The organism is Streptomyces sp. NPDC055025 (genome assembly GCF_053608565.1).
On sequence record NZ_JBSGVS010000075.1, the window covers coordinates 1 to 13,886 of the forward strand.

Sequence of the window (13,886 nt, forward strand, 5' to 3'; positions counted from 1 at the left end):
GGTCCGTCCGACCGGACGGACCTGGAGCCCGCTCGTCCGACCTGTCTAGCCGCGTTGATGGCGGAGCCGGGCGGAAACCCAGCGTGCCCTGCGGCGGAGAATCAGGGAAATGCCGAGGCGCGCATCATGCCCCTGACCTTCCTGGCCGCCCCCTTTGTGGGTGATCGGCCCAGCGGCCGAGCGGCGGTTGCGTGCGGCGTCACCGTAGTCGTGCGTCCAGCCCATACCCCGACGTCTGCCCCTGCCCCATGGTCGGTAACCGTACGGGAGAGGGCCAATTGGCCTATGCGCGAGGCAATTGGCTGTTCGTAGGACAAGCGTTCAGAGGGTGACCATATCGGCGCAGCGAATCAGTCGTCCGGGTTACGTCTTCGGTCCCCGTCCGCGGTCCCTGCCGACGGCCCCTGTCAGGGGTTCGGCCGGCGGTTCGGCCAGCCGTTCTTCCAGCGGTCCGGCCGGCGGTTCGGCTAGCGGTCCGGCTCGGGATCCTTGAGCCAGTTGATGAGCTCCGCGGAGAACGCCGCCGGGTCCTCTTCATGGGGAAAGTGCCCGAGCCCATCGAACAGCCGCCACCTGTAGGGCGCTTCCACATACTCGGCCGATCCCGCCGTACTTCGCGTCCTCATCGCCGGATCGAGCGACCCGTGCAACTGGAGCGTGGGCACCCGCACCGGCCGCTTCATCCGCCGGTTGAACTGGATGCCGTCGGGCCGTGCCATCGACCGCACCATCCAGCGGTACGGCTCGATCGAGCAGTGCGCCGTCGAGGGGATGGTCATCGCGCGCCGGTAGACGTCGATCGCCTTGTCGTCGGGGAGCGCGGGCCCGGACCAGTCCCGGATCAGCCGCCCCACCAGCGCCGCGTCGTCCGCGACGAGCTGACGTTCCGGCAGCCACGGCCGCTGGAAGCCCCAGATATAGGAACCGGCCCGGCTCTGGGCGAAGTCGGAGAGCATCGCCGAGCGCCAGCGGCGCGGGTGCGGCATCGAGGAGACCGCGAGTCTGCGCACCAGCTTGGGCCGCATCACGGCCGCGGTCCAGGCGAGATAGCCGCCCAGGTCGTGCCCGACGAGCGCGGCGTCGGGCTCGCCGAGGGAGCGCACCACACCGGTGATGTCGAGGGCCAGATTGGCGGGGTCGTACCCCCGGGGCGTACGGTCGCTGCCGCCCACGCCCCGCAAGTCCATGGCCACGGCGCGGTAGCCGGCGTCCGCGAGCGCCGTGAGCTGATGCCGCCAGGTCCACCAGAACTGCGGAAAGCCATGCAACAGCAGTACCAGCGGTCCCTCGCCCAACTCCGCGATATGGAAGCGGGCACCATTGGCCGCCACATCCCTGTGTGTCCAGGGACCAGCAAGACGGACGGCAGAGGTCGGCGACGTACCGGAGGTCGGCGACGTACCGGAGAGCGGCGTTGCGCCGGAGAGCGGCGTTGTGCCAGCGGACGACGTCGAACCGGCGGACGACGTCGAACCGGGGTGATCAGACGCACCAGAGGCACCGGAAACACCGGAAGCACCAGAAGTCGCAGGCGAGCCGTGGGCCTTGCCCGGGTCGGAATCAGCGGCGGTCATGCAGACGAGCGTGCCACAGACTTGACGCGCTTCCCCACCGTGCGCGGGTGAGGCTTGACGTTCTGGAGCACGGCGGCCGTCTCCTTCGCCGAGGCGATCGACTTCTCCGGCGGCTTGACCTTCTTGAACTTCAGCAGCGCGAGCCCGGCGGCCAGTGCGGCGAGCACCAGAAACGCTCCGCCGACGATCAGGAACGACCAGGCGAGACCGAGCCCCAGATTATGGATCCCGTACGCGGCGGCGAAACTCAGCACCGGCAGTGAGAACAGGGCGAGGACGCCCGCGATGGTGATGGCCGCACCGCCCATCGCACCACGCTTCACATCCTGCCGGAGCTCGGCCTTGGCCAGGGCGATCTCGTCGTGCACCAGCGCGGACATCTCGGCGGTCGCCGAGGCGACCAGTTGACCGATACTGCGGTCGGTACTGACGGGCTGGACCACGGTGCCGGTCCGGACAGCGTCGGCGACTTGCGTGCCGCGGTCGCTCATCGGTGACTCCCTCTTCTCGCTTCTCCGCCACGAACTTCTCCGCCGCGGATCCGATGTCCGATCATGCCGGACTGTCGCCCTTATCGCGCGCCGCCCCCGCGTGTTCAGCCAGCCGACGGTGCTCCGCGGCCTTCGCCTCGTAGAGCGCGGCCATCCGCAGGTGGTACGCCGGATCATCCTGTTCGTAGATGTCGGGGATGCCGTCCAGATCCTCGTCCCGCTCCTCGTCCTCGTACAGCGCCCGGTAGGTCCGCACCCGCAGCTTGAGCAGAATGCCGGATATGACGGCGGCGATCAGCGAACCCGTCAGTACGGCCGCCTTCACCTCGTCGGTGAGCGCCGGGTCGGACGAGAAGGCCAGCTCGCCGATGAGCAGCGAGACCGTGAAGCCGATCCCGGCGAGCGAGGCGAGGGCGAGGACATCGGGCCAGGCCAGGTCGTCGTTCAGCTCGGCCCTGGTGAAGCGCACGGCCAGCCAGGTACCGCCGAAGATACCGACCGTCTTGCCGACCACCAGCCCCAGCACGACACCGAGGGTCTCCGGTCGGTGGAAGACCTCACCGAGCGCCCCGCCCGAGACCGGGACGCCCGCGGAGAACAGGGCGAACAGCGGCACGGCCAGACCGGCCGAGACCGGGCGTACCCGATGCTCGATGTACTCGCCCGGGGAGTGCTCCTCGCCTTCGTTTCTGTGGCAGCGCAGCATCAGCCCCATCGCGACACCGGCGATGGTGGCGTGCACGCCGCTGTTGTACATCAGCCCCCAGATGACCAGGGCCAGCGGGACATATACGTACCAGCCCCGCACCCCCTTCCGCAGCAGCAGCCAGAAGACGGCGAGGGCGACGACGGCGCCGCCGAACGCCACGAAGTTCAGATCGCTGGTGAAGAAGACGGCGATGATCAGGATCGCGAACAGATCGTCGACGACGGCGAGAGTGAGCAGGAACGCGCGCAGTGCGGAGGGGAGCGAGGTGCCGATGACCGCGAGAACGGCGAGCGCGAACGCGATATCGGTGGCGACAGGTACGGCCCAGCCGTCCCATGACCCGCCGCCGACCGCGTTGACCAGCACATAGACCAGCGCTGGTACGGCCATGCCGGACAGCGCGGCGATCACGGGGAGCGCGGCGGCTCTGGGATCGCGCAGTTCCCCCGCGACAAGCTCACGCTTGAGTTCGATACCGGCGACAAAGAAGAAGACGGCGAGCAGCCCGTCGGCGGCCCAGTGCTCCACGGAGAGGTCGAGACCGAGCGCGCCGGGTCCGAGACGGAAGTCGCGTACGGATTCGTAGCTCCCGCTCAACGGGGTGTTCGCCCAGATCAGGGCGGCGACGGCGGCGACGAGCAGCAGTACGCCACCGACGGTCTCGGTGCGCAGCGCGTCCGCGAGATAGTTCCGCTCGGGCAGTGACAGGCGTCCGAGAAACTTACGGGTGGTGGCCGTGGGCGCTGGCACGGGCGAAGACCTCCGGGGCGGTTCGGCGGACATGACGGATCACATGCCGACCAGACTTCCCGGCGCACCCAGAATCTTGCTGTGTTGTTGTCGCGACGCCCACCTTACCGGGGTGCGCAGGGGACGTATCAGGCGATCTTCACTTTATGCGTGGACCGGCGCGAGCACCGGTCGGGACAGATGCCCGGCGGGGGCGCCGGGCACGCGCTGTGCCTGACGCCCCGCTCCGGATGCCTCCGCTCAGTCCTCGCTGGTCGCGCTGGGCAACTGGCTCTGGATCAGATCCATGACGGAGGAGTCGGTGAGGGTGGTGACATCTCCGAGCGCGCGGTTCTCCGCGATGTCGCGCAGCAGTCGTCGCATGATCTTGCCGGAGCGGGTCTTGGGAAGTTCCGCGACGGGCAGGATCCGCTTGGGCTTGGCGATCGGGCCGAGCGTGGTGCTGACGTGATTGCGCAGTTCGGCGACGAGCCCGTCGTCGACGGTGGCGCTGCCGCGCAGGATGACGAAGGCGACGATGGCCTGGCCGGTGGTCTCGTCGGCGGCGCCGACGACGGCGGCCTCGGCGACCTTGGGGTGCGAGACGAGCGCGGACTCGACCTCGGTGGTGGAGATGTTGTGCCCCGAGACCAGCATGACGTCGTCGACACGGCCGAGCAGCCAGATATCGCCGTCGTCGTCCTTCTTGGCACCGTCCCCGGCGAAGTACTTGCCCTCGAAGCGTGACCAGTAGGTGTCGATGAACCGCTGGTCGTCGCCCCAGATCGTACGGAGCATGGAGGGCCACGGCGCGGTCAGGACGAGATAGCCGCCGCCCCCGTCGGGCACTTCGCTGGCCTCGTCGTCGACGACCGTGGCGGAGATGCCGGGCAGGGCGCGCTGGGCGGAGCCGGGCTTGGTCTCGGTGACACCGGGGAGCGGGGAGATCATCATGGCCCCGGTCTCGGTCTGCCACCAGGTGTCCACGATGGGTGTCTTGCCGGCGCCGATGTTCTCCCGGTACCAGATCCAGGCCTCGGGGTTGATCGGTTCGCCGACCGAGCCCAGCACACGCAGGGAGGTCAGGTCGAACTTGGCGGGGATGTCGTCGCCCCACTTCATGAACGTACGGATCGCCGTGGGCGCCGTGTAGAGGATCGTCACCCCGTACTTCTGGATGATCTCCCAGAAGCGGCCCTGATGGGGGGTGTCGGGGGTGCCTTCGTACATGACCTGGGTGGCGCCGTTGGCGAGCGGGCCGTAGACGATGTACGAGTGGCCCGTCACCCAGCCGATGTCGGCGGTGCACCAGTACACGTCCGACTCGGGCTTGAGGTCGAAGACCGCGTGGTGGGTGTACGCGGCCTGGGTGAGATAGCCGCCCGAGGTGTGCAGGATGCCCTTCGGCTTCCCCGTCGTGCCCGAGGTGTAGAGGATGAACAGCGGGTGCTCCGCGCCGAACGCCTGAGGGGCGTGCTCCGTGGACTGGCGGCTGACGATGTCGTGCCACCACACATCGCGGCTGTCGTCGAAGGCCGTGTCCTGGCCGGTGCGCCGTACCACCAGCACATGCTCGACCTGCGGACACTTGGTCACGGCCTCGTCGATGGCGGGCTTGAGCGCGCTCGGCTTGCCCCGGCGGTAACCGCCGTCGGCCGTGATGACCAGCTTGGCGTCGGCGTCCTGGATACGGGAGGCGACGGCGTCGGCGGAGAAGCCGCCGAAGACCACCGAGTGCGCGGCCCCGATCCGCGCACAGGCCAGCATCGCGACGGCGGCCTCGGGGATCATCGGCAGATAGACCGCGACCCGGTCGCCCTTGCGCACCCCCAGCTCGGTGAGGGCGTTGGCGGCCTGGGACACCTCGTCCTTCAGCTCCGCGTAGGTGATCGCGCGGCTGTCGCCCGGCTCGCCCTCGAAGTGGATCGCGACACGGTCACCGTGGCCGGCCTCCACATGGCGGTCGACGCAGTTGTAGGCGACATTCAGCTCACCGTCCGCGAACCACTTCGCGAACGGCGGATTCGACCAGTCGAGCGTCTCGGTCGGCTCGGTGACCCAGTCGAGCCGCCTCGCCTGCTCGGCCCAGAAGCCAAGCCTGTCCGCCTCGGCCCGCTCGTACGCCTCCGCCGTCACATTGGCGTGCGCGGCCAGCTCGACGGGCGGCGCGAACCGCCGCTCCTCCTTGAGCAGATTGGCCAGGCTTTCGTTGCTCACGACATCTCCCTTTCCCAGGGCGTCCTATGTGTCCCGGGCCTAGCTCATCAGGCGGATGCCCGGGTGACAAGGGTGTTCCGGAAATTGGTTTAGACCTATGTGTTCAGGCCTCCTGTGTGGCGCCAGCCCCGGCACGGTCTCCCGTACGACGGTGGGTGGCCCTCCTCCCCCGGGCGGGTGGGGTGGGGAAGGGGGGCCACACACTCTCACGGATGCGGCGGGAGAAGGGTTCAGGCGCGCGACTCCTCCAGCGCGGTCGGTGCCACCGGATTGAAGACCCTTTCGCCGGCTCCGCCGCTCCCGGCGCCGGTCGCCAGCAGATAGGCCTGGGCCTCGCCGACATGGAAGTACATCCCATGCAGCTCCAGTGTGCCGTCGGCCAGTCTGCGAGCCACCGATTCATGGGCCCGCAGATGCTCCAACTGCTGGACGACATTGGTGAGACAGAGCTGCTCGACCGCGTCCGCCGGCAGCCGTCCGGAGATCCTGGCCCAGGAGTGGCTTCGGCTCCTCATCCGCTCCAGGCTGGGCAGACCGTGGCGCAGCCAGCGGCGCAGCGGTGTCGCGGGCTCGCCGTCGGTGGCCCGGGGTGAGTCGTCCAGCAGGGCCTGCATCGCCCCGCACCCCGAATGTCCGCAGATGGTGATGGAGTCCACCCGCAGCACATCGACCGCGTACTCGATCGCGGCGGCCACCGACTCGTCCCCACCGTCCGTACCCGGCAGCGGTACGAGATTGCCCACGTTCCGCACGGTGAAGAGGTCGCCCGGACCGCTTGATGTGATCATGCTGGTGACCAGCCGGGAGTCGGCGCAGGTGAGGAAGAGCTGAGACGGCCGTTGCCCCTCGCGGGCCAGCCGCGCCAGCTCTTCGCGCACCAGTGGGGCCGTGTTCCGCTGGAAGGAGCTGAGCCCGCTGGCCAGTTGGAGAATGCTGGACGTACGCCCGCCTCCTGCGGGACTTCCCCGTCCGGAGCCGGTACGCGCCTCATGCGTCTCGCCCGGCTGCCGGACACTGTCGAATCCCGTACCGCCGGACGGCGCCTCGCCGGACAGCACCCCGCCGGGCTCCGTACCGCCGGCCCCGCCGGTGGCCAGGAGCTCCGTACTCATGGCTCCCATGCCGGGCTCCCCCGCTCCGGACAGGCGGCCTCCCGTATATACCGGGACCGCCTGCTCCACGGCCGTCTGCTCCACGGCCGTCCATCCCGCGCCGGGTCCAGCGGCGGTGTGTCCGGCGGCGGCGCACGCCGCGGTGGCCCGCTCCGCGTCGGGATGCCCGTCGCAGTGGTGATTGCGCCAGGGGGTCCAGGGGCGGCAGCAGGCATGGAACTCACTCGTGGACTCCGCGATCTGGGCTCCCGCCCGGCCGGTGAACTCGGCCGTGCCGCCCCGGGCGATATGCGCGGCCCGCCAGTCTTGCAGTGCCTCGTGGGCCGCGTGATCCATGAAGGACCCGTCCAACTCGACGACGCAGTCCGCGCCCTGCGGTACCTGATGCAGCATCCGGCTGAGCCTCGGCACGGCGAGGAACGTCAACTGGCCGCGCGCGTGCACGCGGTGGACCCCGCTCCGCTCCTCCGTGGTGATCCGCGTCCTGGTCAGCCGGTGCAGCGAGACCGCGACCGCCACCCCGATCCCGATGACGACGCCTTCCAGCACCCCGGTGAGCACGATGGCGGTCAGTGTGACGACATACACCAGCAGCTCGCGATTCCGTCTCACGTTGCGCATGTGCGTGAGATTCACCATCTGGATCCCGACGAACATCACCAGCGCGGCCAGCGCCGCCAGCGGGATCAGATCCAGCACAGGCACCAGCAGCAGAGCCGCGACCGCGATCCACAGGCCGTGCAGCATGGCGGAGTTCCTGCTGACACTTCCCGCGGCCACATTGGCGGCACTGCGCACGGCGACGCCCGTGATGGGCAGTCCGCCGAGCGCGCCGGAGACGACATTGCCCGCGCCCTGTCCGGCCAGCTCCCGGTCGAGCCGGGCCCGGGGGATCTGGACGGCCGGTTCCTTGCGGGCGGCCACCAGCTTGTCCACGGCGACCGCGGAGAGCAGGGACTCGACGCTGCCGACCAGGGTGACCGTGAGGACGGCGGCGAGCAGCCCGAGCACGGGTCCCTCGGGGAGCTCGGGCAGGGCATGACTTCTCCAGGAGGGCAGATCGACACGCTCCAGTCGGATTCCGGCGAGGGCGGCCAGGGTGCTCGCGACGGCCACCGCCGCGAGCGCGGCCGGGAGCTTCCGTACGCCCCGGCCCACGCGCCCCGGAATCCGCGGCCACACGAGCAGCACCGCGATGGTCAGAACGCTCACGGAGAGCGCGCCGGGATGCAGATTGGCCAACTGGGCGGGCAGCCCCAGCACATTGTCGACGGCGGAACTCTGAGGTGAACCGCCGAGCACGATATGGAGCTGGGCCAGGGCGATCGTGACACCGATGCCCCCGAGCATCCCGTGCACGATCGCCGGGCTGACGGCGAGCGCGGACCGGGCCACCCGCAGTGCCGCGAGAACGAGCTGTGCGAGCCCGGCGCAGATGGTGATGGCGCAGGTGGTGCGCCAGCCGTACCGCTGGATCAGATCGGCTGTGACGACGGTGAGCCCGGCGGCCGGACCACTGACCTGGAGCGGTGCCCCGCCCAGCCGGCCGACGACCAGACCGCCGACCGCCGCGGCCACCAGCCCCGCCTGGAGCGGTGCGCCCGTGGCGAGCGCGATGCCCAGCGAGAGCGGCAGCGCGATCAGAAAGACGGAGATCGAAGCGGAGAGGTCCGCCCCCGCGATCCGGAAGCCACCGCCGTCCGGAGGTGGGTCGTGCGGCCTCCGGAAGCGTGCGATGCGAGGGAACCGGGCCGTGGGCTGGGCGCGGCTCGTCCGAGAGCTCTGATCGGTACGAGAGATGACACACGTGGACATATTTTCCGTCTCCTCCGGGGCGGCGCGGACGCGGCCATGGGGCGCAGCCGAGAGGCATGGCATGCGACATCGGAATGCGCAGCTCAACTCTCGGTAAACGAATCGTAATGGAGGGTAAAGATTGTGGCAGGACTTTCCGGGCAAATGGTGCAATCATTCACCTGTCCTAGTGATTAGTAATCTTGTACGGCTGGTCGTCTCTTCATTTCTTCAGCCTTGGTGCGACGGTGTCCGCGCTCGGCGCCGTGCCGGCAGTCGCCGCTCGGCACTTCGGTACTGAAACCTGAAGGAAGAGGGTGGGCGGATGCTGGCCGCCACAAAGAGAACCGCCTTCGGCGCCGCCGTCACGGCGCTCGCCGTCGGCGTTGCCGGATGCTCCGGATCGGGCGGGGACGGCCCCCGGGCGAGGGCCCCCGAAGCCAAGAAGGGGCCCGCCGCCCCCAAGGCCGTGGTCAAACTCATCGGGGACGGCTCGACCGCGTTCACCGGTGCCCAGCCGAACCTGGCGAAGCCCGAGCGGCTCAAACCGGGTGAGAAGCCCCCGCAGTTCGTGGTGTTCTCGTGGGACGGCGCCGGCGAGGACAGCCAGAAGCTCTTCTCCCACTTCCGAGAGCTGAGCAAGAAGTACAAAATGACCATGACGTACTTCCTGAGCGGCGTCTATCTGCTGCCCGAGGAGAAGGCGGAGAAGTACCGGCCGCCCCAGCACTCGGCGGGCAGCTCGGACATCGGTTTCAACGACGTCAAGGGGATCAAGGCCACCCTGCGGGAGCTGCGCGCCGCCTGGCAGGAAGGCAATGAGATCGGCACCCACTTCAACGGCCATTTCTGCGGCGACGACGGCGGCGTCGGCACCTGGTCCGTCGACGAGTGGAAGAGCGAGATCAACCAGGCCAAGTCCTTTGTGAAGAACTGGAAGACCAACACGGGGCTGAAGAGCGAGGCCCCCCTGCCGTTCGACTACGACAAGGAGATGGTCGGCGCCCGCACACCCTGCCTGGAAGGGCAGAAGAACATGATGAAGGCGGCCCGGACGATGGGCTTCCGCTACGACTCCAGCGGGATCAGCAACCAGGTCTGGCCCAAGAAGACCGAGGGCATGTGGGACGTCCCCCTTCAGCTCGTCCCCGTACCGGGGCGTGACTTCGAGACCCTCTCGATGGACTACAACTTCATGTACAACCAGTCGGGAACGGTCCACGGCGACCCGTCGCAGCACACGTACTGGGGCAACCAGATGCGTGACGGCCTGCTCCAGGCCTTCGACCGCGCCTACAAGGGCAACCGCGCCCCGCTGATCATCGGCAACCACTTCGAGTCCTGGAACGGCGGCACCTACATGCGTGCCGTCGAGGAGACGATCAAGAAGGTCTGTGTGCAGAAGGACGTACGGTGTGTGTCCTTCCGTCAGCTCGCCGACTGGCTGGACGTACAGGACCCGGCGCACCTGGCCAAGCTGCGCGGTCTCCGTGTCGGCAAGGCGCCCAAGGGAGGCTGGGAGAAGTTCCTGCCCACGGCGGCGGCGGGCTCGAAGGCCTCCGCGAGCCCGTCGCCCCACCCGTCGGCCCACTCCGGCAAGCACTGACCGTACAAGCGCCGAGCGTGCGAGCACTGACCGAGCGCTGACCGGGTAGGCGCCGGCGGGGGTAGGTACCAGCCGCGGACGTGCCGACGGCGACCCGTCGGGCCCCGGCCCCGGCCGACCGTGCGGGCCGGGGCTGGACCTCATGACGGGATGACAGGTGCGGCGCCCAGCGACAGCGCCGCGCCGCCGCCGGTTGCCGCCACTTTGAAGACACGCTCTAGGACGGCTGACGTACGGCCAGGGTCTCGTTGAGCACGAAGGCGGGGTCGACCTGGGCTGCCAGGTCGACGCCCGTCTTGGCGTTGCCCCAGCTCTGCGCGTTCTTGAGATGGAAGTGGACCATCTGCTGTGTGTACCGCTCCCAGTCGCGGCGCTCGTACGAATCCTCCGCCGCGTCCTGGAGCGTCTGGAGCGCACAGCGGTTGTCCGCCTCCAGCAGATCGAACGGGCGCGGCCGGCCCTTCTCCATCGCCCGGACCCAGTCCGAGTGGCCCACCGAGATGAGCAGATCGTCGCCCACCTCCGTACGGAGGAAGTCCAGATCGTCCTCGCTCTGGATCTTGTTGCCGACGACCGCCAGTGAGACGCCAAAGTCCCGTGCGTACTCCCTGTACTGGCGGTAGACGGAGACACCCTTGCGCGTCGGCTCGGCCACCAGGAACGTCAGGTCGAACCGGGTGAACATCCCGGAGGCGAAGGAGTCCGAACCGGCCGTCATGTCGACGACCACATACTCCTCGGGGCCGTCGATGAGATGGTTGAGGCACAGTTCCACCGCGCCGACCTTGGAGTGGTAGCAGGCCACCCCGAGATCGGACTCGGTGAACGGGCCGGTGGCCATCAGCCGGATCTCGCCGCCGTCGAGTGCGAGGGACCGGGCGCAGGCCTCGTACACCGGGTTGTTCTCGCCGACCCGGAGGAGCCGCGATCCCTCACCGGGCGGAGTGGTCTTGATCATCGCGTCGGCGGAGGCGATCCGTGGATTGCTGCCGCGCAGATAGTCCTTGATCAGCGGGAGGTGCGCCCCCATCGCGGGCAGCGCGGCGGCCTCCGCCTCGTCGAGGCCGAGCGCGACCCCGAGATGCTGGTTGATATCGGCGTCCACCGCGATGACGGGGGCCTCGTTGGCGGTCAGATGGCGGATGAAGAGCGAGGACAGCGTCGTCTTGCCGCTGCCGCCCTTGCCCACGAAAGCGATCTTCATGTTCACATAGGGTAGTCGAGGTCTTGCTCAAGGTGATGGTTTCGTGCGGGGAAGACCACTCCAAGGTGGGGTGCATGCCATGGGCGTAGCCTCCCTACTTATGAGTACGACAGCCTCTGACGGCTTTTTCGCGCCGCGGCCGGAGGATCCCCTTGCCGCGCTGGCCGCCCTGCCGGGAGTCCCCGAGGCGGTGGATTCCGTACGCCGAGCGGTGGACCGTGTCTACAGCCACCGTGTCATGCGCCGCCGCAGTGACGAGGTCACCTCGGAAGCGGCCCTGCGCGCGGCGCGTGGTTCCGCGGCGCTGTCCGGCGCCGACTGGGCGCTCGAAGAGGTGCGCAGGCGCAGTGACTTCAGCTCCGGTGCCGAGGCCCGTACGGTCGGCGCGGCCCTGCGGTTGAACGCGGAGGCCGGTCAACTCCTTTCCATCTGGGTGCAGTCGCCGCTGCGCGTGCTGGCCAGGCTGCATCTGGTGGCCGCGGGCGGCTCCGGCGTCCGGGACGGAACGGTGGGCCGGCCCCGGCTGGCGGGCGAGCCGGTCGTGGAGATGCCCGGTGGCGACATCGCCGGGCCGCCGGCCGAGGCCCCGCTGCCCGGCGCGGACGAGGTGGCGGGACGGCTGGACGGGCTGTCGGCGCTGATCATCGCGGCCAGTACCGCGCCGGCGCTGGTGACGGCCGCGGTGGTGCACGGCGAACTGCTCGCTCTGCGCCCCTTCGGTTCGTACAACGGCCTGGTGGCACGGGCCGCCGAGCGGGTGGTGCTCATCGGCAGCGGTCTGGACCCCAAATCGGTCTGCCCGGCGGAGGCCGGCCACGCGGAGCTGGGACGCGCGGCCTACGCGGCCGCCTTTGACGGCTATCTCTCGGGCACCCCGGACGGCATGGTGGCGTGGATCACCCACTGCGGACGCGCGGTGGAGCTGGGTGTCCGGGAATCGACGGCCGTCTGTGAGGCGCTCCAGCGAGGCGCGGCCTGATCTGTCCCGACAGGGCTGCGGCGGCACCGTCCTGGCGCCGCCGCTGGCATGTCCACCGAGTTACCAGGCGTCCTCGTTGTGTTGCCCATCAGGTCGGGTGCTTTGCCCGTCACCTGGTGCGGCTGGCCCGTAATCGACGGGTCGACGTCGCGTGGGTACCCGGTGTCCATGCTTCGGTCCGTGGGGCCTTATGCGTTAACTGGTGATCCTCTCGGATGTCCTTGGTCTCGCGGGCCGTTGAATCCTTTCTACTCCTGCGCGGAGTAATGCGAAACCCTTGGCTTTACTTCTTTACTTTTAGCTTCAAACAAGGACGAAACGGTCATGCGCGCGATGGCTTCCGACGGGGCGGTTGACCGGGGCTGATTCCCGCCCGGACGCGGTGGCCGCCGCCCATGCGGGGGTGGCCGGTCACGCGAGGGTGGACTGGCGGCGCCGGCTGGCGTACCAGACCAGCCCGGCTGTCGCTGCCGCCGCACCCACGGCCGCCGCCGCTACCAGCGCCGGGCGGGGCGGCATGGAGAAGGCGGGCAGTCGCTGCTTGAGCCGGACGGGCCGGTTGAAGACGAGAACCGGCCAATCGCGAGCCAGTGCCTCGCGGCGTAGCGCGCGGTCCGGGTTGACCGCGTACGGGTGGCCGACCGACTGGAGCATCGGCACGTCGGTGATGGAATCGCTGTACGCGTAACAGCGGGACAGGTCGTACCCCTCGGACTCGGCGAGTGCCTTGATCGCCTCGGCCTTGGTCGGGCCGTACGCGTAGTACTCCACCTCGCCCGTGAAACAGCCGTCGTCGCCGACGACCATCCGGGTGGCCACCACCCGGTCGGCTCCGAGCAGCTCGCCGATGGGCTCGACGACCTCCGCTCCGGAGGTGGAGACGATCACCACATCGCGGCCCGCGATGTGATGGTCCTCGATGAGGGAGGCGGCCTCGTCGTAGATGATCGGGTCGATCAGGTCGTGCAGTGTCTCGGCGACGATCTCTTTGACCTGCTGGACGTTCCAGCCTTTGCAGAGCGCGGAGAGGTACTCCCGCATCCGTTCCATCTGGTCGTGATCGGCGCCTCCCGCGAGGAAGACGAACTGCGCGTACGCGGTGCGCAGTACGGCGCGGCGGTTGATCAGACCGCCTTGGTAGAAGGACTTGCTGAAGGTCAGCGTCGATGACTTCGCAATGACCGTCTTGTCCAGGTCAAAGAAGGCTGCTGTGCGCGGCAAGGAGTGGTTTTCCACGACGCCGAGCATATGCGCCCACCATTCGGCGTAAGCTCGGGCGCGTGGGTTTGCCTGAGAAGGCTGTCGGGTACACCATGGAAGTCACGGATCGTTCGCGACCGTGCTAACCCGGTCCGGCTCCTCCCCCCCCCGAGTCGGCCGTGGGGACGACCCCCGCTCTCCCCCCCGGCGGGGGTCGTCGCATGTCCGGACGCGTTTTGGACTCTCCAGCACGCCGTCCTCCTCTCCTCGA

The 13,886-nt window shown here is 68.9% G+C and carries 10 protein-coding genes; 2 read left to right on the forward strand and 8 right to left on the reverse strand.

Annotated features, from left to right (window positions below):
- Positions 1 to 45 precede the first annotated feature (45 nt).
- The 6 genes from ACWGDX_RS33615 to ACWGDX_RS33640 form a co-directional block, all read right to left on the reverse strand.
- Complete coding sequence (locus tag ACWGDX_RS33615) at positions 46 to 225, reverse strand: hypothetical protein (RefSeq protein ID WP_363084722.1); 180 nt, start codon at positions 223 to 225, stop codon at positions 46 to 48.
- A gap of 242 nt (positions 226 to 467) precedes the next feature.
- Complete coding sequence (locus ACWGDX_RS33620; protein WP_453631787.1) at positions 468 to 1,574, reverse strand: alpha/beta fold hydrolase; 1,107 nt, start codon at positions 1,572 to 1,574, stop codon at positions 468 to 470.
- The gene (locus ACWGDX_RS33625; RefSeq protein ID WP_453631789.1) at positions 1,571 to 2,065 is read right to left on the reverse strand and encodes a phage holin family protein; all 495 of its coding nucleotides are present in this window, start codon (positions 2,063 to 2,065) and stop codon (positions 1,571 to 1,573) included. Before ACWGDX_RS33625 ends, ACWGDX_RS33620 begins: the two co-directional genes overlap by 4 nt.
- 61 nt (positions 2,066 to 2,126) lie before the next feature.
- On the reverse strand, positions 2,127 to 3,524 hold the full coding sequence (gene nhaA / locus ACWGDX_RS33630; RefSeq protein ID WP_453631791.1) for a Na+/H+ antiporter NhaA: 1,398 nt from the start codon (positions 3,522 to 3,524) through the stop codon (positions 2,127 to 2,129).
- A gap of 240 nt (positions 3,525 to 3,764) precedes the next feature.
- Positions 3,765 to 5,720: an acetate--CoA ligase gene (gene acs, locus ACWGDX_RS33635; RefSeq protein WP_453631792.1), complete on the reverse strand. Its 1,956-nt coding sequence runs from the start codon at positions 5,718 to 5,720 to the stop codon at positions 3,765 to 3,767.
- A 230-nt stretch (positions 5,721 to 5,950) separates the two neighbouring features.
- Complete coding sequence (locus ACWGDX_RS33640; RefSeq protein WP_453631794.1) at positions 5,951 to 8,647, reverse strand: bifunctional SulP family inorganic anion transporter/carbonic anhydrase; 2,697 nt, start codon at positions 8,645 to 8,647, stop codon at positions 5,951 to 5,953.
- Between the two features lie 304 nt (positions 8,648 to 8,951).
- Here ACWGDX_RS33640 and ACWGDX_RS33645 point away from each other — a divergent pair, with 304 nt between their 5' ends.
- Positions 8,952 to 10,232 (forward strand): hypothetical protein, encoded by a 1,281-nt coding sequence (locus ACWGDX_RS33645; RefSeq protein WP_453631795.1) that lies wholly within the window; start codon positions 8,952 to 8,954, stop codon positions 10,230 to 10,232.
- 217 nt (positions 10,233 to 10,449) lie between these two features.
- Here the strand turns inward: ACWGDX_RS33645 and ACWGDX_RS33650 are convergent, their stop codons facing one another.
- Complete coding sequence (locus tag ACWGDX_RS33650) at positions 10,450 to 11,436, reverse strand: ATP-binding protein (RefSeq protein WP_453631797.1); 987 nt, start codon at positions 11,434 to 11,436, stop codon at positions 10,450 to 10,452.
- Positions 11,437 to 11,536: 100 nt separating this feature from the next.
- Between ACWGDX_RS33650 and ACWGDX_RS33655 the strand changes: the two genes are divergently transcribed.
- Positions 11,537 to 12,415, forward strand: a complete 879-nt coding sequence (locus ACWGDX_RS33655; protein WP_453631799.1) for an oxidoreductase — start codon at positions 11,537 to 11,539, stop codon at positions 12,413 to 12,415.
- Positions 12,416 to 12,826: 411 nt separating this feature from the next.
- Here ACWGDX_RS33655 and ACWGDX_RS33660 read toward each other — a convergent pair whose 3' ends face one another.
- Positions 12,827 to 13,663 (reverse strand): HAD family hydrolase, encoded by an 837-nt coding sequence (locus ACWGDX_RS33660; RefSeq protein WP_365903556.1) that lies wholly within the window; start codon positions 13,661 to 13,663, stop codon positions 12,827 to 12,829.
- Positions 13,664 to 13,886: the final 223 nt, after the last annotated feature.

What these genes read in the sequence shown, in the direction of transcription:
- ACWGDX_RS33615 (WP_363084722.1), bottom strand. Translation starts at nt 225, where the DNA reads ATGGGCTGGACGCACGACTACGGTGACGCCGCACGCAACCGCCGCTCG.
- ACWGDX_RS33620 (WP_453631787.1), bottom strand. Translation starts at nt 1,574, where the DNA reads ATGACCGCCGCTGATTCCGACCCGGGCAAGGCCCACGGCTCGCCTGCG.
- ACWGDX_RS33625 (WP_453631789.1), bottom strand. Translation starts at nt 2,065, where the DNA reads ATGAGCGACCGCGGCACGCAAGTCGCCGACGCTGTCCGGACCGGCACC.
- ACWGDX_RS33640 (WP_453631794.1), bottom strand. Translation starts at nt 8,647, where the DNA reads ATGTCCACGTGTGTCATCTCTCGTACCGATCAGAGCTCTCGGACGAGC.
- ACWGDX_RS33645 (WP_453631795.1), top strand. Translation starts at nt 8,952, where the DNA reads ATGCTGGCCGCCACAAAGAGAACCGCCTTCGGCGCCGCCGTCACGGCG.
- ACWGDX_RS33650 (WP_453631797.1), bottom strand. Translation starts at nt 11,436, where the DNA reads ATGAAGATCGCTTTCGTGGGCAAGGGCGGCAGCGGCAAGACGACGCTG.
- ACWGDX_RS33655 (WP_453631799.1), top strand. Translation starts at nt 11,537, where the DNA reads ATGAGTACGACAGCCTCTGACGGCTTTTTCGCGCCGCGGCCGGAGGAT.
- ACWGDX_RS33660 (WP_365903556.1), bottom strand. Translation starts at nt 13,663, where the DNA reads ATGCTCGGCGTCGTGGAAAACCACTCCTTGCCGCGCACAGCAGCCTTC.